Annotated in this window: 19 protein-coding genes, 2 tRNA genes and 1 pseudogene; 3 read left to right on the plus strand and 19 right to left on the minus strand. The window is 74.1% G+C overall.

What is annotated here, in order from left to right; genetic code table 11:
* The first annotated feature begins 58 nt into the window (after positions 1–58).
* Positions 59–325 carry a 30S ribosomal protein S20 gene (gene rpsT / locus LG632_RS02060; protein WP_226724572.1) on the plus strand — a complete coding sequence of 89 codons (267 nt, stop codon included), beginning with the start codon at positions 59–61 and terminating at the stop codon, positions 323–325.
* 394 nt (positions 326–719) lie between these two features.
* On the opposite strand, the gene holA is transcribed toward rpsT, so the two are convergent.
* Positions 720–1,709 (minus strand): DNA polymerase III subunit delta, encoded by a 990-nt coding sequence (holA, locus tag LG632_RS02065; protein ID WP_226724573.1) that lies wholly within the window; start codon positions 1,707–1,709, stop codon positions 720–722.
* A 61-nt stretch (positions 1,710–1,770) separates the two neighbouring features.
* On the opposite strand from holA, the gene LG632_RS02070 reads away from it, so the two are divergent.
* On the plus strand, positions 1,771–2,013 hold the full coding sequence (locus tag LG632_RS02070; protein ID WP_226724574.1) for a hypothetical protein: 243 nt from the start codon (positions 1,771–1,773) through the stop codon (positions 2,011–2,013).
* Positions 2,014–2,231: 218 nt separating this feature from the next.
* Here the strand turns inward: LG632_RS02070 and LG632_RS02075 are convergent, their stop codons facing one another.
* The 14 genes and pseudogenes from LG632_RS02075 to LG632_RS02140 form a co-directional block, all read right to left on the minus strand.
* Entirely contained in the window at positions 2,232–3,113 is an 882-nt protein-coding gene (locus LG632_RS02075) for a YceI family protein (protein ID WP_226724575.1), read from the minus strand.
* Between the two features lie 283 nt (positions 3,114–3,396).
* Positions 3,397–5,592 (minus strand): annotated as a pseudogene (locus tag LG632_RS02080) (ComEC/Rec2 family competence protein); the annotation flags it as partial.
* A 551-nt stretch (positions 5,593–6,143) separates the two neighbouring features.
* Positions 6,144–6,719 (minus strand): ComEA family DNA-binding protein, encoded by a 576-nt coding sequence (locus LG632_RS30095; RefSeq protein WP_308107786.1) that lies wholly within the window; start codon positions 6,717–6,719, stop codon positions 6,144–6,146.
* A 1,206-nt stretch (positions 6,720–7,925) separates the two neighbouring features.
* Entirely contained in the window at positions 7,926–8,771 is an 846-nt protein-coding gene (locus LG632_RS02090) for a DegV family protein (protein ID WP_226724577.1), read from the minus strand.
* A 1,362-nt stretch (positions 8,772–10,133) separates the two neighbouring features.
* The gene (locus LG632_RS02095; protein ID WP_226724578.1) at positions 10,134–10,961 is read right to left on the minus strand and encodes a hypothetical protein; all 828 of its coding nucleotides are present in this window, start codon (positions 10,959–10,961) and stop codon (positions 10,134–10,136) included.
* Between the two features lie 270 nt (positions 10,962–11,231).
* Positions 11,232–14,102 (minus strand): leucine--tRNA ligase, encoded by a 2,871-nt coding sequence (gene leuS / locus LG632_RS02100; protein WP_226724579.1) that lies wholly within the window; start codon positions 14,100–14,102, stop codon positions 11,232–11,234.
* Between the two features lie 260 nt (positions 14,103–14,362).
* Positions 14,363–14,435, minus strand: a tRNA-Ala gene (locus tag LG632_RS02105).
* Positions 14,436–14,583: 148 nt separating this feature from the next.
* Entirely contained in the window at positions 14,584–14,817 is a 234-nt protein-coding gene (locus LG632_RS02110) for a hypothetical protein (RefSeq protein ID WP_030229679.1), read from the minus strand.
* Positions 14,818–14,956: 139 nt separating this feature from the next.
* Positions 14,957–15,029 (minus strand) — tRNA-Ala (locus LG632_RS02115).
* A gap of 136 nt (positions 15,030–15,165) precedes the next feature.
* Positions 15,166–15,822 (minus strand): histidine phosphatase family protein, encoded by a 657-nt coding sequence (locus LG632_RS02120; RefSeq protein ID WP_226724600.1) that lies wholly within the window; start codon positions 15,820–15,822, stop codon positions 15,166–15,168.
* Positions 15,819–16,265 carry a ribosome silencing factor gene (gene rsfS, locus LG632_RS02125; RefSeq protein ID WP_226724580.1) on the minus strand — a complete coding sequence of 149 codons (447 nt, stop codon included), beginning with the start codon at positions 16,263–16,265 and terminating at the stop codon, positions 15,819–15,821. Before rsfS ends, LG632_RS02120 begins: the two co-directional genes overlap by 4 nt.
* Positions 16,266–16,384: 119 nt before the next feature.
* Positions 16,385–18,004, minus strand: a complete 1,620-nt coding sequence (locus tag LG632_RS02130; protein ID WP_226724581.1) for an LCP family protein — start codon at positions 18,002–18,004, stop codon at positions 16,385–16,387.
* Positions 18,005–18,030: 26 nt separating this feature from the next.
* Complete coding sequence (gene nadD, locus LG632_RS02135) at positions 18,031–18,648, minus strand: nicotinate-nucleotide adenylyltransferase (RefSeq protein ID WP_226724582.1); 618 nt, start codon at positions 18,646–18,648, stop codon at positions 18,031–18,033.
* A gap of 32 nt (positions 18,649–18,680) precedes the next feature.
* Positions 18,681–18,848 carry a hypothetical protein gene (locus LG632_RS02140; RefSeq protein ID WP_226724583.1) on the minus strand — a complete coding sequence of 56 codons (168 nt, stop codon included), beginning with the start codon at positions 18,846–18,848 and terminating at the stop codon, positions 18,681–18,683.
* Between the two features lie 140 nt (positions 18,849–18,988).
* On the opposite strand from LG632_RS02140, the gene LG632_RS02145 reads away from it, so the two are divergent.
* Positions 18,989–20,050, plus strand: coding sequence for a M48 family metallopeptidase (locus tag LG632_RS02145; RefSeq protein WP_226724584.1), 1,062 nt, complete (start codon positions 18,989–18,991; stop codon positions 20,048–20,050).
* On the opposite strand, the gene LG632_RS02150 is transcribed toward LG632_RS02145, so the two are convergent.
* The 4 genes from LG632_RS02150 to LG632_RS02165 form a co-directional block, all read right to left on the minus strand.
* On the minus strand, positions 20,047–21,192 hold the full coding sequence (locus LG632_RS02150) for an SCO2583 family membrane protein (protein WP_226724585.1): 1,146 nt from the start codon (positions 21,190–21,192) through the stop codon (positions 20,047–20,049). The genes LG632_RS02145 and LG632_RS02150 overlap by 4 nt on opposite strands.
* A 37-nt stretch (positions 21,193–21,229) precedes the next feature.
* A complete protein-coding gene (locus tag LG632_RS02155) occupies positions 21,230–21,778 on the minus strand; it encodes an SCO2584 family spore wall biosynthesis protein (RefSeq protein ID WP_226724586.1) in 549 nt (182 codons plus the stop codon).
* Between the two features lie 78 nt (positions 21,779–21,856).
* Complete coding sequence (locus tag LG632_RS02160; RefSeq protein WP_226724587.1) at positions 21,857–23,140, minus strand: glutamate-5-semialdehyde dehydrogenase; 1,284 nt, start codon at positions 23,138–23,140, stop codon at positions 21,857–21,859.
* Positions 23,141–23,212: 72 nt separating this feature from the next.
* Positions 23,213–23,644 (minus strand): DUF8830 family protein, encoded by a 432-nt coding sequence (locus LG632_RS02165; protein ID WP_374203379.1) that lies wholly within the window; start codon positions 23,642–23,644, stop codon positions 23,213–23,215.
* Between the last annotated feature and the right edge of the window lie 25 nt (positions 23,645–23,669).

The raw sequence follows: 23,669 nt of genomic DNA on the forward strand, positions 1-23,669 counted from the left end.
CTCTCAGCTTGCGCGACACCAACCGAAGATCAACCTCTGAACCTGAAAAGGCTCTTTCGTGGCGAACATCAAGTCCCAGATCAAGCGGAACAAGACGAACGAGAAGGCCCGCCTTCGCAACAAGTCCGTCAAGTCCGAGCTCAAGACCTACATCCGCAAGGCGACCGAGTCCATCGCCGCCGGTGACGCGGAGAAGGCCACCGCGGCCGTCCGTCTGGCTTCGAAGAAGCTGGACAAGGCCGTCTCGAAGGGTGTCATCCACAAGAACGCCGCCGCCAACAAGAAGTCGGCGCTGGCCACCAAGGTTGCCACCCTCCAGGGCTGAGCTACTTCGATGTGATCGCCGGGACGGACCCAGCGGGCCCTCTCATCCGCTCCTGACCGGCACCCCCTCCGCCCCCGGGCGGCGGGACCACGCGTCGCACGCGGCCTGCGTTCGCCACGCGGGTGCGACGCCCCCGAGCACCAACCCGAAGGCCCCGACCTCTCCCTTTCCCCAGGACAGAGGCCGGGGCCTTCGGCGTACCTGGGGCGGCGGGGCCGGGCGGGGCGGCCGGGGGCGGCGGAGCCAGGCCCGGCGGGGCGGAGCCGGCGGGGCGGAGCCGGCGGGGGTGGCGGGGCGTGGGGGCTGGGCAGGGGCGGCGGTGCGTGGTAGCGGGAACCGGTGCGGCGAAGGGCGGCCCGCGGTCGGTTGGGCTCCGGTGGAGGGCGTGGGGCGGTCAGCGGTGGGGGCGGGCGGCTCGGGAGACTGCCACCACGGCCTTTTCCAGGGCGTACTCCGGGTCGTCGCCGCCGCCCTTGACGCCCGCGTCGGCCTCGGCGACGGCGCGCAGGGCCTGGGCGACACCGTCCGCCGACCAGCCCCGCATCTGCTGCCGGACCCGGTCGATCTTCCACGGCGGCATCCCGAGGTCCCGGGCCAGGTCGCCCGGGCGGGCGCCGCGCGGCGCGGAGGCCAGCTTGCCGATGGCCCGGACCGCCTGGGCCAGGGCGCTGGTGATCAGGACCGGCGCCACCCCGGTGCCCAGCGACCACCGCAGCGCCTCGAGCGCCTCGGCCGCCCGGCCCTCGACCGCGCGGTCGGCCACCTCGAAGCTGGAGGCCTCGGCCCGACCGGTGTAGTACCGGCCGACCACGGCCGCGTCGATGGTGCCCTCGACGTCGGCGCACAGCTGCGCCGCCGCGCTGGCCAGCTCCCGCAGGTCGCTGCCGATCGCGTCCACCAGGTTCTGGCAGGCCTCGGGCGTGGCCGACCGGCCGAGCGTGCGGAACTCGCCCCGGACGAACGCCAGGCGGTCCCCCGCCTTGGTCATCTTCGGGCAGGCCACCTCCCGGGCGCCGGCCTTGCGGGCGGCGTCCAGCAGGCCCTTGCCCTTCGCGCCACCGGCGTGGAGGAGCACGAGCGTGATCTCCTCGGCGGGCGCGTCCAGGTAGGCCTTGACGTCCTTGATCGTGTCCGCGGAAAGGTCCTGCGCGTTGCGCACGACCACGACCTTGCGCTCGGCGAACAGCGACGGGCTCGTCAGCTCCGCGAGCGTCCCCGGCTGCAGCTGGTCGGGAGTCAGGTCCCGCACGTCGGTGTCGGGGTCGGCGGCCCGGGCGGCCGCCACCACCTCCCGCACGGCGCGGTCGAGCAGCAGGTCCTCCTGCCCCACCGCGAGGGTGAGCGGGGCGAGCGGATCGTCGGTGGAGTTCTTCCTGGTGGCCATCGGCTCCAGCATCGCACGCCGCACCGACAGTGCCGGGCGCCCCGTACCGGAGAATGGTGCGGTGAGCCTGCGACATGTACTGGTCCTGCCCGACCGCGACGCCGCCGAGGAGGTGGCGCAGCAGGTCGTCGACCGCTTCGGCCTGCCCGAGGAACCCCAGCTGGTCCGTGACGCCCTGGCGGGCGAGGACGACGCCGAGGACGCCCAGTGGCTCGTGGTGGTCGAGGACCCGGACACCCGGCTCGACCCGACCGCCCTGGACGACCTCGCCGCGGAGCACGAGGGCTGGCTCGAAGCCCCGTAGCCGCGGAGTCCGGAGCCCCGTAGGCACGAGACCCGCAGGCCCCCACGCCCGCAGGCCCGCAGTCCGATCCCCGTAGGCCCACAGCCCCGCAGGCCCGCAGTCCGATCCCCGTAGGCCTGTGGCCTGCAGGCCGGGGCCGGCCGGGCTCGCGCGCGGGGTCCCCTCCCGGCTCGGCCCTGGTCCTCCTGTCCCGGCCCCGCCCCGGTCCCCGCGTGCGGTCAGGCCTTGTGGACGATCTGGACGTCCAGCGCGACCTCGACGCTCGAACCGATGGCCGCGATGCCGTGGGCCAGCATCGACTGCCAGTTGAGGGTAAAGTCCTCGCGCTGCAGCTCGGCCGAGGCGCGGCAGGCGGCCCGCGGCTCCCCTTCCATGCCGGTGCCGGTCCCCAGGTACTCGGTGTCCAGCGTCACCGAGCGGCTCACACCGTGCAGGGTCAGGGCGCCTGCCACCGTCCAGCGGCTGCCGCGGCGGTGGATGAAGCGCTCGCTGTAGAACTCCACCGTGGGGTGGCGCGCGGCGTCCAGGAAGTCCGCCGACCGCAGATGGTCGTCGCGCATCCGCAGGCCGGTGTCGATGCTGGCCGTGTCGATGATCACGTGCATGGAGGAGTCCTCCATGCGCTCGGCTATCCGGACGGCGCCGGCGAAGGTGTTGAACCGGCCGTGGATCCGGGCCAGTCCGATGTGCCGGGCCGTGAACGCGATGGTGGAGTGGGCCGGGTCGATCTCCCAGTGGCCGGGCTGCGGCAGCAGCGGCGGCTCGACGGGGTCGAGCACGATCTCGGCCGTCCCCGGCTGGGCGCTGCCGCCGACCAGCGTCGCGCCGTGGAACGGCGCGTAGCCCTCCGCGATGACCGTCAGCCGGTACTCCCCCTCCGGCACCGCGGCGGTGAACCCGCCGTACGGGTCCGTCTCGCCGCCGACGACCCGGCGGCCGATCGGGTCGGTCACCTCGAACCGGGCCTGCCGGACCGGCTGGTGGACCGTGTCGAGCACCCTGCAGCTGAGCAGCTTCGCCGTGGGCGGCAGCGTCAGCGTCGCGGCGGAACCCGGACTGCTGTTTCCGGCCGTATCCAACCCCCGTCGGCGACCGAACATGGTTGATGCACCCCCGTGCTGTATGGAATCGGGCCCGCATGGGGACCCTTCTGGCGAAAACGCATTCGATCATGTGGCGGGACTGTGGGCAAACAGAGCGCGCGGGCCGGCGGAACACCCGTCGGGACGCCGCTGCGCACGCCCGTCGCCCCGCCCGTCCGCCGCCAGCCGTAGGGCGCGCCGGTCGGTCGGCCCGTGCGCCTGCCCGTGGGCGCGCTCGGCCTGCCCGTCCGCCTGCCCGCGCGCCTGCTCCTCGGCCGGCCCTGCGGGACCGCCCGCGGCCGGCCGGAACGGCTCGGGTCGCGGCGCCGGTTCCGAGCACCGCGACCGACCCGTCGGTGTCGGTCCGCAGGACCAGCGCCCCGCCGGCTCGCAGCGACGCCAGCGTGGTGGGGGCCGGATGGCCGTAGCGGTTGCCCGCGCCCACCGGGACGACGGCCAGCCGGGGACGGACGCGGCGGTGCAACGCCGGGTCCTGGTGGGCGGATCCGTGGTGCGCGACCTTGAGTACGTCCACCGGGCCCAGGGCCGGATGGTCCCTCAGCAGCCCCTGCTGGGAAATGGGTTCGAGATCGCCCAGAAGCAACAGGCTCGGCCCCGCCGTACGGACGAGCAACGCTACGCTCGCGTCGTTCGGGCCCACCCCCGACAGCCCCGGCGGCGGCCACAGCACCTGCCACTCCACCGGCCCGACCCGGCGCCGTTCGCCGGCCCGCGCCGCGAGGACGGGCACGCCCGCGGCGGCCGCGGTCCGGCGGACGGCCGCGGCCCCGCCGACGGGCTCGGCCAGCGTGGACGTCTGGATCAGTCCCACCGACCGCCCGCGCAGCACCCCGGCGAGGCCGCCGACGTGGTCGGCGTGGAAGTGGGTCAGGAGCAGCAGCGGCACCGTGACGACGCCGAGGGAGCGCAGGCACGCGTCCACCGGCTCGGGCTCCGGGCCCGCGTCGACGACCACCGCCGTACCGGGCCCGACCGCCAGGACTCCGGCGTCGCCCTGGCCGACCGCGCACTGCACGTAGCTCCAGTCGGGCGGCGGCCAGCCGGTGAGCACGCGGGTCAGTTGCGGGGGCCGCAGTACGGCGACCAGCAGGAGCAGGGCGGCCAGGGCGGGCGGCCATCGGCGGTGGCGACCGGTGCCCGCCGCGCACCGGACGGCGAGCACGGTCAGCACGGCCAGCAGCAGCCCACCGGCAGGGCCGCCCGGCCAGGACAGCTCGGCTCCGGGGAAGCGGGCGCCGGTCCGGGCGACGAGGGCGATCCACCCGGCCGGTACCCCCGCGCACCGGGCGAGCAGCTCGGCGAGCGGCGGGCAGGCGGGGGCCACGGCGAGCGCGGCGAAGCCCAGGACGGTCGCCGGTCCCGCGGCGAGCTCGGCCAGCAGGTTGCAGGGGACCGCCACGAGGCTCACCCGGGCCGTGAGCACCGCCACCACCGGCGCGCAGACCGCCTGCGCGGCGGCCGCCGCGGCCAGCGCCTCGGCCGGGCGCGGCGGCACCCCGCGCCGCTGCAGGGCGGCGCTCCAGCGCGGGGCGAGGAGCAGCAGCGCTCCGGTGGCCAGGACCGACAGCAGGAAACCGTAACTGCGGGCGAGCCAGGGGTCGAGGAGCAGCAGCAGTACGACGGCTGCGGCGAGGGCCGGGACCAGCGAGCGGCGCCGTCCGGTGGCGATCGCCAGCAGTGTGACCGCGCCGCACGCCGCGGCCCGCAGCACGCTCGGCTCCGGCCGGCACACGACGACGAACGCCAGCGTCAGCGCGGCCCCGGCGAGGGCGGTGGCCCGTAGGGAGAGCCCGAGGCGCGGGGCCAGGCCCCGCCGTTCGGTGTACTGGGCGCTGGCGGGTGGGCCGATCAGCAGGAACAGCACGACGGTCAGGTTGGAGCCGGACACCGCGAGGAGGTGCAGGAGGTCGGTGGCCCGGAAGGCGTCGTGCAGGTCCTGCGGCACGCGGGAGGTGTCGCCCACGACCAGGCCGGGCAGCAGGGCACGGGCGTCGGGGGCGAGCCCGTCGGTGGCCCGGCGCAGTCCTTCGCGCAGGGTGCCCGCGATCCGCTGGACGGCGTCCGGGCCGCCGACCACGCGGGGCGGGGTGTCGCCGGCCGGCCGGAGCAGCGCCACGGAGCGCTCGCCGGCGCGGGCCGGCGCCAGCCGGGCCGTCACCGCCAGGCGGGTGGACGGCAGCAGCCGGGTCCAGGCCGGGTCGTCGCCGGCCAGCACCGTCACCGGGGTCGCCACCCGGGTGACGGCGCCGTCCGGGCCGGTGACCTGGGTCAGCTCGGCGTCGAACACGACCACGGGCGGGCCGCTCGTGCCGCCGGCGCGGCGGGGGTCCGACCCGACCGTCAGCTCCGCCGACACCCGGCCGTGCCGGGCCGCCAGCCCGACCACCGGCCCGGCCCGGTCCTCGGCCCGCTGCAACCCGGCCACTGCGGCCCCGGCCGCCGCGGCCAACAGCAGCCCGGCGAAGGCCGTCGCCAAGGCCCGACGCCGGGCCGGGCGGAGGGGGGAGCTGGGCTGTGCTGCGGAAGGCGGGGTGCGCGTCTCCCGGGGGCCGGCCGGCCCTGGCGGGCCCTGCGGGTCCGGTGGGGCGGCCGGCCCCGGCGGGTCGCGCTGCTCCCGCAGGGGATGCGGGTTCCGGGGTTCGGGTGGCTGTGGCGGGCCGTGCCGGTCCGGTGGGGCGGCTGGCTCCGGCGGGGTGTGCGGGGGCCGGGGCCGGGCTGGCTCCGGGGGGTCGTGGTGGTCCTGCGGGGCGGGTGACCCTGGTGGGTCGTGCGGGGCCCGTGGGGTGGTCGGGTGTCGGTCTGATCGGGGGCGGGGTGTCAGGAGGAGCGTCACGGCGGCGGCCGTGCACAAAGTGGCAGCCGCGACTGTCCACGTGGCGGGGGCGGTCAGGGCCAGGGCGGCGGCCAGCCAGGCGGCCAGGGCCGGGCCGGCCAGGCGCAGGTCCAGCGGGGTGTCCTTGGGCTCTGCTCGGTTCGGCTGAGCCTCGGGGGTCGGCGGGCCGGGGCTTCGGGTCGGGCCTGGTGATTTCATGGCCGGACCAGTGGGCGGAGGTCGGCGAAACGGCGTTCGCCGATGCCGGTCACCTCGCGGAGCTCCTCCACGGAGCGGAAGCCGCCGCGGGCGGTACGGAAATCCACGATGTGCTGTGCCAGCACGGGGCCCACGCCGGGTAACGCGTCCAGCTGTTCCACCGTGGCGTTCCCGAGGCTGAGGGGGGTGCCGGGGCGGAGTGAGTTCGCCCGGGCCCCGCCGGGCGCGGGTGGTTGGGGTGGTGCGGGCACACCGACCAGGACCTGTTCGCCGTCGACCAGCAGGCGGGCCAGGTTGAGCCCGCTGGTGTCCGTGCCGGGGCGTACTCCCCCGGCCGCGGCGACCGCGTCCGCCACGCGTGATCCGGGCGGGAGGTGGCGCAGGCCCGGGGCCCGGACCTTTCCGCCCACGTCGACCACCAGGGTGGTGGGGGACGGGGAGGGTGGCGGGCCACCGTCCGAGGGCGTGTTCGCGACCGGGGCCGGGGCCATGACCGCCGGGGCCGACACCTGCCGGGGCCTGCCCGCCCAGTACTGCTGGGCGGCGAAGGCCAGGCCGATCACGAGGACCACGACGATGGCGGCCAGCGGCCGCCGTTCGAGGCCGCAGCGGGTCTGGAGCCAGAGCGGCAGCCGTTCGCGCAGGGCCAGGCGGAGGGAGGTCGCGGGTGGCAGCGGGTTCTCGGTCTCGGGCGGGGGTGCTTCCGAAAGGGGCGCGGCTCGGGGCCCGGCTGCTTGGGGCGGATCGGTCCGCCGCGGCCCTGCCGGGGGCCGGGCTTCCTGCCGTGTGTCCGCCCGCCGCGGCCCCGCCGAGGGCCGGGCTTCCTGCCATGTGTCCGCCCGCCGCGGCCCCGCCGAGGGCCGGGCTTCCTGCCATCTGCCCGTCCGCCGCTCGGCGGGTGAGGGCCTTTCGTTCCGGCGTGCGTCAGGGCGCTGCCGAGTGTCTGCGGGTCGTCCCTCTGGGGGCAGCAGGTCGGTCTGCCGCTGGTCGTCCTCTTCCACCGGGTCCCAGTGCAGGTCGTCCTGCCCTGTCTCGTCCCCGGGGAGGACGGCGTTCTGCGGCGGCGTGTCACCGGGCGGGCTGTCCGGCCTTGCCGCGTCCCGGGCCACTGCCTGCTGCCGTACCGGGGGCGGGGGCAGGGGTGTCCCTCCCGCCAGGGGCCGCGTGAGGGTGCTCGGGGGGTCGGGGGTGGGGAGGGCCGGGTGTTCGGGGGTGCGCTGCAGGGCGGTGCGCTCGATGGTCGCTGCCGTGGTGGTGCCGGCCAGCAGGGTCTGGGCGCGGCGGTGGAGCGCGGCGGCCGCGGCCTCGGCGTGGGCTCGGCGACGAGTACGGAGGCGGGTGCGGCGGTACCGGGCGCGGGTGTCCGAGGAAGGGGGGCGGCCCGGGCCGCTTGTGGCGCCGGTGGGGAGGGGTGGGGTGGGGCGGCGGGGGGTGTGGGTGCCGTACAGGCTTGAGGGGCCGTAGGGGCTTGAGGGGCCGTAGGGGCTTGAGGGGCCGTAGGGGCTTGAGGGGCCGTAGGTGTCGGGGGGCTCCGGGGTGGCCGGGGTTTCTGAGGTGTCGGAAGTCGCCGGGGACGGGGGTGTGCCGAGCGGCTCGGGGGTTGCCCTTGCCGTTGCGGCTGCGGCTGCGGTTGCGGTTGCGGTTGTTGGGCGGGGCGTCGGTCGGGCTGATGTAGTCATGCCGACGACCGTACGAGGAGAGCCCGACATCGGTGCGGAAGTGCGGATTCCTGTGGATAAGCCGGGAGTTGTGGATGGTCGCGTCAGCCGTTCGGCGCTTCAGTGCGGGGAGATCACCGCGGCCAGGAGGCCCGGTCCCGTGTGCGCGCCGATGACGGCCCCCACCTCGCTCACGTGCAGCTCCCGTAGGCCCGGGATGCGCTCGCGGAGGCGTTCGGCGAGCATGTCCGCGCGGTCGGGGGCGGCGAGGTGGTGGACCGCCACGTCGACGCCGGCCGTGCCGGCCCGTTCGACCGCCAGCTCTTCGAGGCGGGCGATGGCCTTGGAGGCAGTCCGTACCTTCTCCAGCATTTCGATGCGGCCGCCGTCGAGGGTCAGCAGCGGCTTGACCGCCAGGGCGGAGCCCAGGAGGGCCTGGGCGGCGCCGATGCGGCCGCCGCGGCGGAGGTAGTCGAGGGTGTCGACGTAGAAGAACGCGGACATGCCCGCGGCCCGCTTCTCGGCGGCGGCCACGGCCTCGTCCAGCGTGCCGCCCGCTTCGGCCGTCTCGGCGGCGGCGAGGGCGCAGAAGCCGAGGGCCATCGCGACCATGCCGGTGTCGACGACGCGGACCGGGACCGGCGCGGTGCGGGCCGCCAGGACGGCGGCGTCGTAGGTGCCGGAGAACTCGGCGGAGAGGTGGAGGCTGATGATGCCGGTCGCCCCGGCGGCTGCGGCTGCGTCGTAGGCCCGGACGAAGTCCTCCGGGCTGGGGCGGGAGGTGGTGACGGGGCGGCGCTTCTGGAGGGCCAGGGCGAGGCTTCGGGCGGAGATCTCGGTGCCCTCTTCGAGGGCCTCGTCGCCGAGGACCACGGTGAGGGGGACGGAGGTGATCCCGTGCCGCGCCAGTGCCGGGTGGGGCAGGTAGGCCGTGGAATCGGTGACGATCGCGACATGGCGGGACATGAGGCGGAGAGTACCGCCAGTGGGGGCGGTGCGGCAGCCTGGGCCTGTGGCTGGCCCTCTGCCGGGGCCGGCCCGCGGCCCGGGGGCCGGCCGCGGCCGGCCTGGCGCATGCCTCGGCCGGGCCTGCCGCCCGGCTCCGTCCTTCCGGAGCGCGACCGGCCCGGACCAGGCCTGGGCCTGGGCCTGGGCCTAGGCCTGTGCCGGGCCGCCGCCAGGACCGGACCAAGCCTGGGCTCGGGCCTGGGCCTGTGCCGGGCCGCCGCTGGGTCTCGCCGCCCGGCCCGGGCGGACCCGGCGCCTGCCGGACCGCCGCCGGGACCGGACCAAGCCTGGGCCTGGGCCTAGGCCTGCGCCAGGCCGCCGCCAGGACCGGACCAAGCCTGGGCTCGGGCCTGGGCCTGCGCCGGGCCGCCGCCGGGTCTCGCCGCCCGGCCGGGGCGGACCCGGCTCCCGCCGGGGCCACGCCTGGGCTCGGGCTGGCCACCCTGGCTGGGCCCGGGCCTGCCTGGGCCGTGCCTGTCCGGCCCCTCGGCTGGGGCCTGTCCCGCTGGGGCGGGTGGGGGCCGGGTCCGTTACCGGGCCGAGCTGGCAGCTGAGGCCTGGCGGGCGGGGGTGTGGCCGCTGCGCGGAGCCTTTCCCCACCCCGCCCCTTCCCGTACCTGGGGCTCCGCCCCAGACCCCGCGCCTCAAACGCCGGCGGGGCTGGAGAGAGGGAGCCCTCGCTCCGGACCTGGAGCCTCGCACCCTAGCGGGACCGATGCACCCCTCCGACAAGCCGTACCCTGACCTGCCCCACCGAAGCGTCTGCGCCCAGGGGTTTTCGTGGGCCTCCGCCCCAGACCCCGGGCCTCAAACGCCGGCGGGGCTGGAGAGAGGGAGCCCTCGCTCCGGACCTGGAGCCTCGCACCCTAGCGGGACCGATGCACCCCTCCGACGAGCCGTACCCTGCCGTGCCCCGCCGGAGCGTCTGCGCCCAGGGGTTCTGGGCCTCCGCCCCGGAAAGAGCGAGCTCTCGCTCCCGGCCCGGAGCCTCGCACCCCAAGCGGGACCGGTGCACCCTCTCAGCCGGCAGCCGGCCCTGCGGACCGTCTGCGCCCAGGAGCTTCTGGGGCTCCGCCCCGGACCCCGCGCGTCAAACGCCGGCGGAGCTGGAGAGAGGGAGCCTTCGCTCCGGCCCCGGCGCCGCCGAACCGCTCGCCCTGGGGCAGCGGCCCGAGCCCGGCGACGCTGAAGGTTCCGGCCCCGGCTCCGTAGGCCCGCCCAGCAAGCCCAGCCCGCCCCTCAAGCCCCGCCCAGCAAGCCCCGCCCCGGCCCCCACACACCCGCGCCGGCAAGGCCGCCCCGGCAGTGCGTGGCTTCGGTTCAGGTCGTGGCCTCTGGCCTCGGGGTCTTCTGCCAGGGGTACGTCGGTGTCGGCCGGGCCGGGTCCAGGGCCGGGCGCTGCGCGCCCTGGTCGCCGGTCGGCGCGGGGGTGTCCGCCGCCGCCCCGGCCGAACGGGAAGCCGCCCCCGAGCCCGAGCCCGCCGCAGGCGGAGCAGCGCCCGCCCCGGCTCCCGGGCCGAAGCCGCCCGCAGCCTGACCGGAGCCGGCCCCGGCCCGGCCCGCCGGCCCGGTCTCCGCGGTCGCGGACTCGGACGCGGACTCGGACGCGGACCAGTGGCGCAGGGCGCCCGACTCCAGGTCGATCTGGGCCGACAGGGTCGACAAGTCGTCCTCCGCGAAGCGGCGGGCGCGGTCGTTGGCGGCGAAGCGCAGGGAGTCGGCCGCCGTGGTGATGCGGCTGGTGCGGTCGCGCAGGTCGGGGAGGCGGGAGGCCAGGTGGGCCTTGTCCGGCTCCTGTTCCAGGCGCTTGAGCTCCTCGTCCAGCTCGCGCCCGTGGGCGCTGAGGCGTTCGAAGAGGGCGAGGGACTCGTGCAAGGAGGCGTCCGAGCGGACGCCGTGCTCCAGGGTCTCGCGGGTGGCCCGCATCGACGTGCGCAGATCGAGCCGGAGCTGGGCGAGCGTGGCCGCCGGGCCGAACTGGCCCAGGCTCTTGGCCCGCAGGGTGGTGTCCTCGACCGTGCGGCGGGCCTGGGTGACCGTGCGTTCCACGCCCCGCTTCGCCACCCCGACCACCTTGACCGTGGCGTACACCGCCAGGCCGACCAGGGCCATCAGCATCAACGCGAAGATGATCAACGCGGCCTCCATGACGGTCCCTTTCCCCTGGCCCCTGTTTCCCCTGGCACCTGTTCTCGTTCTCCCCCTCACCGTAAACGCCGGGGGCAGGTCACGGGTTCCACAACGACCCTCGACCTGCCCCCGGAATCTCCTCAGGGTTCTCGCGCACCGCCCCTACGGGATGTCACCCATGGGATGTCACCACCCCACGGGATGTCACCCTCCACGGGACGTCGCCCCACCGGAAGGGGCACCCCCCGGACGTCGCCCCACCGGAAGGGACACCCCCCCCGGACCGCCTCACACCACGATGTTCACCAGCTTCGGCGCCCGCACGATCACCTTGCGGATCTCCGCCCCGCCCAGCGCCGCCACCACGGCCTCGTCCGCCAGCGCCAGCTGCTCCAGGTCGCCCTCGGAGATGGTCGGCGGGACCTCCAGGCGGGCCTTGACCTTGCCCTTGATCTGGACGACGCAGGTCACGGCCTCGTCCACGACGTACGCCGGGTCGGCGACGGGGAAGTCCTGGTGGACGACCGAGTCGGTGTGGCCCAGGCGGTGCCACAGTTCCTCGGCGATGTGCGGGGCCAGCGGCGCGATCAGCAGGACCAGGCGCTCGGCCACCGAGCGCTCCAGCGGCTTGCCGGCCTTGGTCAGGGTGTTGTTCAGCTCGGTGATCTTGGCGATCGCCGTGTTGAAGCGCAGCCCGGCCATGTCGCCGCCGGCCCCGTCGATCGCCTTGTGCAGGGCGCGCAGGGTGGCCTCGTCCGGCTCCCCGTCCACGACGGTGACCTCGCCGGTCGTCTCGTCCACGATGTTGCGCCACAGGCGCTGCAGCAGGCGGAACTGGCCGACCACCGCGCGGGTGTCCCACGGGCGCGAGACGTCCAGGGGACCCATCGCCATCTCGTACAGGCGCAGGGTGTCGGCGCCGTACTCCTCGCAGATCTCGTCGGGAGTGACGGCGTTCTTCAGGGACTTGCCCATCTTGCCCAGCTCGCGCTTGACCGGCTGCCCCTCGAAGAAGAACTTCCCGTCGCGCTCCTCGACCTCGGCGGCCGCCACCGGGAAGCCGCGCTCGTCGCGGTAGACGTAGGCCTGGATCATGCCCTGGTTGAACAGCTTGTGGAACGGCTCCGCCGACGAGACGTGGCCCAGGTCGAACAGGACCTTCGACCAGAAGCGCGCGTACAGCAGGTGCAGCACCGCGTGCTCGGCGCCGCCGACGTACAGGTCGACGCCGCCGTGCGGGGCGCTCTCGCGCGGGCCCATCCAGTACTGCTCGACGGCCGGGTCGACCAGCGCGTCGGCGTTGTGCGGGTCCAGGTAGCGCAGCTCGTACCAGCAGGAGCCGGCCCAGTTCGGCATGGTGTTGGTCTCGCGGCGGTAGCGCCGCACGCCGCGGCCGTCGCCCAGGTCCAGCTCGACGTTGACCCAGTCCTCCTTGCGCGACAGCGGGGTCTCCGGCTGGGAGTCCGCGTCGTCGGGCTCGAAGGTGCGCGGGGAGTAGTCCTCGACCTCGGGCAGCTCCAGCGGCAGCATCGACTCGGGCAGCGCGTGGGCCACGCCGTCCTCGTCGTAGACGATCGGGAAGGGCTCGCCCCAGTAGCGCTGGCGGCTGAACAGCCAGTCGCGCAGGCGGAAGTTGACGGTGCCCTCGCCGATGCCCTGCTCGGTCAGCCAGGCGGTGATCGCGGCCTTGGCCTCCACCACGCCCAGGCCGTCCAGGGAGATGCCCTCGCCGGTGGAGTTGACCAGCTTCGCGTCGTGGGAGACGAACGCCTCGTCCCACTCGGCCGGGTCGGTGCCGCGGCCGTCGGTGGGCTCGACCACGCAGCGCATCGGCAGCTCGAAGGCGCGGGCGAACTCGAAGTCGCGGCTGTCGTGGGCCGGAACGGCCATGATCGCGCCGGTGCCGTAGCCCATCAGGACGTAGTCGGCGATGAAGACCGGGACCTTCTCGCCGCTGACCGGGTTGACCGCGTACTCACCGGTGAAGACGCCGGTCTTGTCCTTGGCCTCGGCCTGGCGCTCCACGTCCGACTTCGACGCCGCCTGCTTGCGGTACGCCGCGACGGCCTCGGCCGGGGTCGCGTGGCCGCCGGTCCACACCTCGCGGGTGCCCTCGGGCCAGGCGGCGGGGACGAACTTCTCGACCAGCGGGTGCTCGGGCGCCAGCACCATGTAGGTGGCGCCGAACAGGGTGTCGGGGCGGGTGGTGAAGACGGTGACGGCCTCGTCGCCCAGCGCGAAGTCGACGCGGGCGCCCTCGGAGCGGCCGATCCAGTTGCGCTGCTGCAGCTTGATGGCCTCGGGCCAGTCCAGCGCGTCCAGGTCGTCCAGCAGGCGGTCCGCGTAGGCGGTGATCCGCATGTTCCACTGGCTCAGCCGGGCCTTGAAGACGGGGAAGTTGCCGCGCTCGGAGCGGCCGTCGGCGGTGACCTCCTCGTTGGCCAGGACGGTGCCCAGTCCGGGGCACCAGTTCACCGGCGCGTCCGAGGCGTACGCCAGGCGGTACTCGTTCAGTACGTCGGCCCGCTCGGCGGCGCTCAGCGCGGCCCAGTCACGGCCTCCGGGGACCTTGCGGGAGCCGTCCTCGAAGGAGGCGACCAGCTCGGCGATCGGGCGGGCCTTGCCGGCCTCGGTGTCGTACCAGGAGTTGTAGATCTGCAGGAAGATCCACTGGGTCCACTTGTAGTAGTCCGGGTCGATCGTGGCGAACGACCGGCGCTTGTCGTGGCCCAGGCCCAGGCGGCGCAGCTGGGCCTTCATGTTCTCGATGTTCGCCTCGGTGGACACCCGCGGGTGCGTGCCGGTCTGCACGGCGTACTGCTCGGCCGGCAGGCCGAAGGCGTCGAAGCCCAGGGTGTGCAGGACGTTGTGCCCGGTCATCCGCTGGTGGCGGGCGAAGACGTCGGTGGCGATGTACCCCAGCGGGTGACCGACGTGCAGGCCCGCGCCGGACGGGTACGGGAACATGTCCATGATGAACTTCTTGGGCCGCGCCACGACGGCGGGGTCGCCCGCCAGGTCACCGCTCGGGTTCGGGGCCTCGTAGGTCCCCTCCGCGTCCCATACGTCCTGCCAGCGTGCCTCGATGTCGGTGGCCATGGCGGCCGTGTAACGGTGCGCCTCGGCCGCCTCGGGGGCCGGGGTGTTCGTCTCGCTCATGATTCCTACAAGCTCCATCGATCGTCTCTGCCGTCTCTGCCTGCCCAAACGAAAAAACCCCTCGCACAGGAGGGGACGCCGCGCCGAGGCCGACCGGGTCGGTGCCGGTCGGGACTGTTCAGCGCGGCTCGGTAAGCAGAAGGCGTACGGCACGCATGGCGTCAGGGTACCGCAGCGGTCCCGGCGGACGCTCTGCCGTTCCGCGGGGCGGGCACAACGAGAAGCGGGCCGCCCTGTCCGGACGACCCGCTTCCTCACTGTGGAGCTAAGGAGAATTGAACTCCTGACCTCTTGCATGCCATGCAAGCGCTCTACCAACTGAGCTATAGCCCCTTGCTTTCGCAGTGTCCCCCGGGTCCTGCTCGGTTTCCCTTGCCGGTTCCCCCTGGCGACATCGAGAACATTACACGGTGATGGCCCCGGACCAAAAATCGGTTTCCCCGGCCGCCGCACGACTACCGTTATGTCCGGTTCGACCTGGTCAGGCCCGGGCGAACTGGTAGAAGCGCTTCAGCGTGCAGTGCTCGTCGAGCAGCCGGCCGTAGATCGGCTCCCCCTCCAGTTCCCGGTACGTCTCGATGGGGTCGCCCTTTATGATCAGCGCCCGCGCGCATTCCTCGCACCAGTACTGGTAGTCGGGGTTGACCGGGTCCATGTCCCGCACGATCGGCGTGCCGTTGTCGCACCAGTCGCACCGCCGCCGGTGTGCACCCATCCGTCAGCGACTCCCTCCCGCTCCGGGCCGTCGTCTCCCCCTCCGGCGCTGTCGATTCTGCCACGCCGGTGCGTCAGGGGTCAGCTAGGGACAAAGAGCAAGGATCCCGCCCCCTGTTGGGGACGGGATCCTTCTTCTGTGGAGCTAAGGAGAATTGAACTCCTGACCTCTTGCATGCCATGCAAGCGCTCTACCAACTGAGCTATAGCCCCGCTCTCCGTCGCGCTTCCCGCCGTTTCCTGCGGTCCTCGCTGCGGACAAGAAGAACTCTAGCCTGTGACCAGCCGAAAAGTGAAATCCGGTCCCAGGGCGGTCCCGGGGGCCCCGCCACGGGGCCCCACCAGGGCCTCAGTCGTCGTCGCCGAGCACCGGCTCCGGCAGGGTGCCGGCGTTGTGCTCCAGCAGCCGCCAGCCGCGCGCGCCCTCGCCGAGGACGGACCAGCAGCAGTTGGACAGGCCGCCCAGGCTCTCCCAGGCGGCCGCCTCCAGGCCGAGCAGCCGGCCGATGGTCGTACGGATCGTGCCGCCGTGGCTGACCACGACCAGCGTGCCGTTCTCCCGCAGGCCCGCCGCGTGCCGGAGCACCACCGGGGCCGCCCGGTCGGCGACCTCGGTCTCCAGTTCGCCGCCGCCGCGGCGCACGGGCTCGCCGCGCTTCCAGGCCGCGTACTGCTCGCCGTACTTCGCCACGATCTCCTCGTGGGTCAGCCCCTGCCACTCGCCGGCGTACGTCTCGCGCAGCGCCGCGTCGTGCGCGACCGCCAAGCCGGTCACGGCGGCCAGCTCGGCGGCGGTCGCCGCGGCCCGCTTGAGGTCGGAGGCCACGATGGCGTCGGGCTTGAGGGAGGCCAGCAGCCGGGCGGCGCGGCGCGCCTGCGCGACCCCGGTCTCGGTCAGCTCGATGTCCGTGGAGCCCTGGAACCGGCGCTCCAGGTTCCACGACGTCTGGCCGTGCCGCCACAGGACGATCTTGCGGCCCGGCCGGGAAGCGGTCGTCGCGCTCAGAACAGATCACCGTCCAGGTCGTCGTCCGCCTGGGCCTCGCGCAGCTTGGCGTGCTCCTCGGCCTTGCCGCGGGTCTGCTTGGCGTCCTCGGGCAGGTCGAGCTCGGGGCAGTCCTTCCACAGGCGCTCCAGCGCGTAGAAGACCCGCTCCTCGCTGTGCTGCACGTGCACGACGATGTCGACGTAGTCGAGCAGGATCCAGCGCGCGTCGCGGTCGCCCTCGCGGCGGACCGGCTTGGCGCCGAGGTCCTTCAGCAGGCGCTCCTCGATCTCGTCGACGATCGACTTGACCTGGCGGTCGCTGGGCGCGGAGGCGAGCAGGAAGGCGTCGGTGATCGACAGCACGTCGCTGACGTCGTAGGCGATGATGTCGTGCGCGAGCTTGTCCGCGGCCGCCTGGGCGGCGACGTTGATGAGCTCGATGGAGCGGTCCGTGGCGGTCACTAGGCCATGCTTTCGGGTCGACGGGCAGATCCTTACAAGGGTCTCACGGTCCGCCGACCCCGCCCACGCCATTACGCCGCCGCGGGCCGCGGCCCCCGAGGAGGGGGTCCGGGGCCGGTTCAGGAGGGCTTGTAGTCCTTGCCCAGGGTGACCACCACGTCCGCGTTGAGCGGGCTCTCGGCCTTCTTGACGGCGCTCTCCGGCAGGCCCAGGGTCTTGGCGACCTCGACCGCGCGGTCCCGCTGGGCGTCGTCCTGGTACGTGATCTGCGAGGTGGCCTGGCCCTGCCCGGCCCGGCCGCCGTCCACCAGGGAGTAGCCGCCGTTCATCAGCGCCGCCTTGGCCGCGGTGTGCGTCCTGTCGTCGCCGGTGCCGTCGCGCAGGCCCACCCGGGGCGCGGCGCCGCTCTGCGGGCCGGTCACGGCGCCGCCGAGGACCTCCTTGACCACCTTGCGGCCGGCCTCGTCGGTCAGGGTGCCGTCGGGCTTGACCGTGACCAGGTCGGTGCGGTGGTCGCCGACCTTGGCGTGCTCGGCGAGCTTGGCCAGCGAGGCGCCGAGGGCCTGCTCGTTCAGGGAGGGGTCCAGGATCTGGGCCAGGGTCTCCACGGTGACGGTGGCGGCCCGGGGATCGCTGGAGACCTTGCGCAGCGTGGCCAGCAGCACCTTGCCGAAGCGCTCCAGCTGCCGCGCCTCCGGCTCGTTCTGCGCGCGGTACGTCGCATAGGCGACGGCCATGGCGCCGTTCAGGCTCTGCTTCGGGCCCTGGCCGACGGCCGGGGTCCTCGCCCTGTCGTCGGCGGGGACGGCGGTGTCGGTGTCCACCTCGATGCCGCCGACCAGCTCGACGAGGTTCTCCAGGTACGGCGTGTCCAGCCGCCAGGTGCCGCCGATCCGGGTGCCGAGCAGGGTGTCCAGGCCCTCGCGGGTGCCGCCGAGGCCGTCCTCCTCGACGGACTTGGCCAGTGGCACGGAGCTGCCGTCGTCACGCGGGACGGCGAGGGCGCCGGGGAGCAGGACGGTGGCGCCGTGCCGGGTGGTGACGTTGTCCACGAGCAGGGCGGTGGAGGTGCCGCCGGTCTTGGTGTGGTGCAGGTGGACCACGATGATGTCGCGCTTCTGCGGACCGGCCGGGGTGCCGGCGGCCTGGGTGCGGTCGGGCCCGTCGAGGCCGGGCAGCTTGCCCGCGTACCAGAGGTAGCCGACGCCGCCCGCGACGAACAGGGCGAGGACGACGATCAGCGCGACCACCCGGTTGCGGCCGCGCCGGCGGGCCTCCTCACGGCGCTCGGTGCGGCTCTCGGTGAACTTCAGCCAGTCGATGACGTCGTCGCTCTCCTCGTCCGGCTGGTCGAGGAAGGCGAACTGCTCGGTGCGGTAGTCGGGCGTCGGGGCCCGGTCGGGCTCCCCGCGGCGCGGCTCGGGTACCGGTACGGCCTGCTGCGGGGGCCACTGCTGCTGCGGCTGCTGCGGCTGGGGCTGCTGGTGCTGGTGCGGGCCGCCGTAGGGACCGCCGTGCGGACCGTCGTACGGCTCGTCGTACGGGTCGTACTGCTCGTGGGGGCCGGGCCCGGCGGGGGCGCCGGAGGGGTCGTACCCGTACTGCTGTTCGTACACCTGGCCGGAGTACGGCGCCTGCGGCGGGTACGGCTCGTACGGGGGCTGCTGCCGAGGGGGCGCGGCGGCGTACACCGGCCGCCCGTAGGCGTCGTACCCGACGAGCTGCTGCTCCTCGTTCACCGCGGTGCCCCTCTCTTTCCGGACCCTCAGGCTCCCCGGTACAGCTCACGCTTGTCGATGTAGCGCACCACACCGTCGGGCACCAGGTACCACACGGGATCGCCCTGGGCCACCCGTGCGCGGCAGTCCGTGGACGAGATGGCCAACGCGGGGACCTCGACGAGGGACACCCCGCCCTCCGGCAGCCCGTCGTCGGTGAGGACGTGGCCGGGGCGGGTGACGCCGATGAAGTGGGCGAGGGAGAAGAGTTCTGCGGCGTTGCGCCAGGTCAGGATCTGGGCGAGGGCGTCGGCGCCGGTGATGAAGAACAGGTCGGCGTTCTCGTTGAGCGCCTTCAGGTCCCGCAGGGTGTCGATCGTGTACGTCGGGCCGCCCCGGTCGATGTCGATGCGGCTGACGGAGAACTGCGGGTTGGAGGCCGTGGCGATGACCGTCATCAGATAGCGGTCCTCGGCGGGCGAGACGGCCCGCTCCGACTTCTGCCACGGCTGGCCGGTCGGCACGAACACCACCTCGTCGAGGTGGAACAGCGCGGCCACCTCACTGGCGGCCACGAGGTGACCGTGATGGATCGGGTCGAACGTCCCGCCCATCACGCCGAGCCGGCGCTTGACCGGGCCGGTAGGCATTTCCTGCTCTCCCATGAGCGCAGACCCTACCGGCCCGCCGCGTCGGCTCAGCGGTCGCGGTTCAGACGCGTGGTCACCCACAGCATGAGCAGCAGGACGACCAGGGCGCCGCCGCCGGTCAGGTAGGGGTTCAGGCTGTCGTGGTTGCCGCCGTGCGTCTCGGCCCCCTCCGAGGCGAGGAGAACCAGGCTCTGGGCGGTGCTGGAGAGGCTCATCAGGCAGGTACCTATTCGGGTCGGGAGTGGGCGGAGACTTCGCTCACATCGTAAGTGGGTGCCTGGGGCACGCTCACGCCGACTCAGGCGTTGGAGAGGATAGACGCAAGGCACTGCAGGCCGATCAAGGGGGATGCGCCATGACAGAACAGGCTTCCGGGACGTCGACGCCCGCGCGCGACCGCAGGAGGTTCCCGGGAATCTCCTCACGGGCGTACGAACACCCGGCGGACCGCTCGGCGCTGGTGGCGCTGCGCAAGCTGAGCGGCTTCGACACGGTCTTCAAGGCGCTCAGCGGGCTGCTGCCGGAGCGCAGCCTGCGGCTGCTCTACCTGTCGGACTCGGTGCGGGTGGGCGAGACGCAGTTCCCGCACCTGCACCAGATGCTGCTCGACGCCTGTTACGTGCTGGACCTGGAGAAGGTCCCCCAGATGTACGTCCAGCAGGACCCCAAGCCCAATGCCATGTGCGTGGGGCTCGACGAGCCGATCATCGTGGTGACCACGGGCCTGGTCGAGCTGCTGGACGAGGAGGAGATGCGGGCGGTCGTGGGCCACGAGACGGGCCACGCCCTGTCGGGCCACGCGGTCTACCGCACGATCCTGCTGTTCCTGACGGGCCTGGCGGTGAAGGTCGCGTGGATCCCGCTGGGCAACGTGGCGATCATGGCGATCGTCACCGCCCTGCGCGAGTGGTTCCGCAAGTCGGAGCTGTCGGCGGACCGGGCCGGGCTGCTGGTGGGCCAGGACGTGCAGGCCTCGATGCGCGGCCTGATGAAGATCGCCGGCGGCAACCACCTGCACGAGATGAACGTGGACGCCTTCCTCGCCCAGGCCGACGAGTACGAGAAGAGCGGCGACCTGCGCGACTCCGTGCTGAAGATCCTCAACGTGCTGCCGCGCAGCCACCCCTTCACCACCGTGCGCGCCGCCGAGCTGAAGAAGTGGTCGCAGAGCCGCGACTTCCAGCGGATCATGGACGGCCACTACCCGCGGCGCGAGGACGACAAGGACACCTCCGTCACCGACTCCTTCCGGCAGTCGGCCGCGCACTACGCCGACGCGGTGCGCACCAGCAAGGATCCGCTGTTCAAGCTGGTCGGGGACATCGCGGGCGGCGCCGGCGACCTGGCCGGCGACCTGGGCGGCAAGCTGCGCGAGAAGTTCAGCGGCGGCGGCAGCGGCAGCGGCACGGCCGGCTAACCGGCCGACGGGGCCGCCGGGGCCGAGGGGGCCGACGGAGCAGGGCTGCGGTCCGGCGGCTCGGCCCCGGGCTCGGCCAGGACGCCGCACAGCCCGGCGGCGCGGCGCGGGTGGCCACTGGCGTACGGGTCGCTCGCGGCCGGGCCGACTGCGGTGGGCTGCGCCCCGGCCAGCTGCGGGCGGAAGCCGTCGGCCACCTCGGCGGAGCATGCCTGCGGCCCGGCCATCACGTACGCGGAGCGCAGTTCGGCCCGGCGGGCCACCAGGTCGTCGCGGTCGAAGCGCAGCCGCAGCTCGCGCCGGACGGTGAAGAGGGAGGCGCCGTCGGCCGCCCCCGGCGAGCCGGCCGCGGCGGGCCGGACGGCGTACACGAAGGTGTGGTCCGTCGTCACCTCCAGGACGTCGGGCAGCACCTCGCGGAAGGCGAGGGTGCCGTTCACCCGGACGCGGGAGTCGGCCACCACGGCGGTGGCCGGGTCGAAGCGGACCAACCAGCCGGTCGCCGCGTGCTGCCCGTCCCCGGCCGGGTCGGTCATGCTGCGCTCGAACTGCGCCACCTGGTCGGGGTCGAGCAGCACCCGCACCGGCCGGACCGCGGTGCCGGCCAGCACGTCCGGGTCCAGCGAGGACTGCACGAGGTAGTCCTTGGCGATGGACAGGGCGGCGAGCACCTGCCCGTCGGTGAAGTGCCCGGTGCGGTGCACGGCGGGCAGGGTGATGCCGGCCGCGCCGACCCGGTACCCGGCGGCGGGGCTCTGCGCGTACAGCTCGGACGGCCCTCCGCCGGGGACCGTGCGGGAGGCGGCGAGCGGGACGACCGTGCTGGTCAGCGGCTCGGGCCGGGTGGCGACCGGCGGGACGTACGGGGTGCGCATGCCCATGAAGACGGCGGCGGCGAAGGTCAGGGCGATCAGGAACACCAGCAGCAGGCCCTGGCGCGAGCGGCGGCTCGGCGTGCTGTCGCCGGAGCCGCGGCCGCCGGACCACAGGGAGCGGCTGCGCACGGCGCGGGCGTGCTCGCCCATGCGTTCCTGGGCCGAGAACTCCTGGAGGCGGGCAGCCCGGACGAAGTCCTCGTCGAACACCACCGACCGGTATTCGTCCTCGGGGGTGCCGTCAGGGGAATCTCCTGGTACGGCCATGGCGTCTCCCCGCTGTCACGCGAGAGGGGTCGTACTTTCAGGGTTGGCGGGAGACGGGATACATAAACGCGCCAGTACCGGTGACTTCCGTCAGCGGGCTGGTGGTGGGGGCCGGGGCGGGCGGCTCGGGGTCGTTCGCGGCGCCGCGGTAGACGGCGGTGAAGGCGAGGGCGACCATGCCGACGCCCATCACGACGGCCAGCACCCAGGCGACCGGGCGCAGCCAGCGGGAGCGGCCGCGGTAGGGGCGCAGGGCGCCGCCGTGGATGCCGTACGGGCCGTGGCCGGGGCCGTAGCCGTACGGGTAGCCGTCGGGGCCGTAGGCCAACGGGTCCCCGTCGGGGCCGTGGCCGTAGCCGTGGGCGTCGTACGGGTCGAAGGCGTCCGGGCCGTCGTAGCCGCCGGCGACCGCCCGGGCGGCCTCGGCCGCCCGCTGGCGCTCGACGGCGCTCGGCTCATGGATCGTGGCGCTCCGGACGAAGTCCTCGTCGAACACCACGGAGGCGAAGTCCTGGTCCGCGCCTCCGCGGTCGTCGTCGGGCTCCCCGCCGTCCGGGTACGGCTTGCCCCCCACGTCGTCCGGCACGGGAACCAGCGTAGACCTGGGCGGCCGGTTTGGGCAGGGCAACTGCCGAAATCCGGCCACCCGGACGGGTGAGGGCGACTACCGGACGTGACCGTCGCCGGTGACGATGTACTTGGTGGAGGTCAGCTCCGGCAGGCCCATCGGGCCGCGGGCGTGCAGCTTCTGGGTGGAGATGCCGATCTCGGCGCCGAACCCGAACTGACCACCGTCGGTGAAGCGGGTGGAGGCGTTCACGGCGACCGTGGTGGAGTCGACCAGCTGGGTGAAGCGGCGGGCGGCGGCCTGCGAGGTGGTGACGATGGCCTCGGTGTGGCCGGAGGTCCAGCGGCGGATGTGGGCGACGGCGTCGTCGAGGGAGTCCACGACGCCGGCGGCGATGTCGTACGAGAGGTACTCGGCGGCCCAGTCCTCGTCGGTGGCGGGTACGGCGGTGACCTTGCCGCCCTCGGCGGCCTTCAGGACCTGCTCGTCGCCGTGGACGGTCACGCCGGCCTCGGCGAGGGCGTCGAGGGCGCGCGGCAGGAAGGCGTCGGCGATGTCGCGGTGGACGAGGAGGGTCTCGGCGGCGTTGCAGACGGACGGCCGCTGGGCCTTGGAGTTGACGAGGATCTCGACGGCCGTGTCGAGGTCGGCCTGGGCGTCGACGTAGACGTGGCAGTTGCCGGTGCCGGTCTCGATGACGGGGACGATGGACTCCTCGACGACCGTCTTGATCAGGGAGGCGCCCCCGCGCGGGATCAGGACGTCGACCAGCCCGCGGGCGCGCATCAGCTCGCGGACGGAGTCGCGGGACTCGCCGGGGACCAGCTGGACGGCGTCGGCGGGCAGGCCGGCGCCGGCCACGGCGTCGCGGAGGACGGCGACGAGGGCGGTGTTGGAGGCGTAGGCGGAGGAGGAGCCGCGCAGCAGGACGGCGTTGCCGGACTTCAGGCAGAGGGCGGCGGCGTCGACGGTGACGTTGGGGCGGGCCTCGTAGATGATCCCGACGACGCCGAGCGGCACCCGGATCTGGCGGAGGTCGATGCCGTTGGGGAGGGTCGAGCCGCGGACGACCTCGCCGACCGGGTCGGGCAGGGCGACGACGTCGCGGACGTCGGAGGCGATGGCGCGGACGCGCTCGGGGGTGAGGGTCAGGCGGTCGATGACGGTCTCGCTGGTGCCGGCCGCCCGGGCCTTGGCGATGTCCTCGGCGTTCGCCGTGACGATCTCGGCGGTGCGGGCCTCCAGGGCGTCCGCGATCGCACGCAGGGCCGAGTCCTTCGCGGAGCGCGGGAGCGGGGCGAGGATGGCGGCGGCGGCGCGGGCGCGGGTCGCTGTCTCGAGGACCGGGGTGGGGGTGGCGGCGGCGTGCGACGAGGTCATGCCGCCAGGGTAGTGCGCCGGGCCCGGCCCCTGACCCCCGATTCCACCCCGCGAGACGGCCCCCGGGCGGTGTCAGTAGGGGTGGACGCCCACCGGGTGGGCCGGGGGCGGGCCGTAGCCTTCGGCCACGCGCTGGTGGTACGTGGCGCGGTCGATAACCTCCAGGCCCACGATCTCCCACGGCGGGAGCTTCGCCGTCGAGCGGTGTTCGCCCCACAGGCGGAGGGCGACCGCGGCGGCGTCGTGGAGGTCGCGGGCCTCCTCCCAGTAGCGGATCTCCGCGTGGTCGTCCGCGTACCGGCTGGTCAGCAGGAACGGATGGTCGTGGGCCAGCTGTTCCAGGGCCCGGCGGACCTCACCCAGGGGCACCGGCTTGCCGGAGACGCTCAGGGTGATGTGCCACAGCCGGGAGTCGTCCTCGTCCGCGCCCCCGCCGGGGACGCTGGTCAGCGCTCGCCTCACCAGCCGCCTCCTTCGCCCTGCGTCTTCGCCCGACTCCCACAGTTGACCAGTCCTTGGCCCGTTTCGC

The organism is Streptomyces antimicrobicus (genome assembly GCF_020532625.1).
GTDB classification, from domain to species: Bacteria; Actinomycetota; Actinomycetes; order Streptomycetales; family Streptomycetaceae; genus Streptomyces; species Streptomyces antimicrobicus.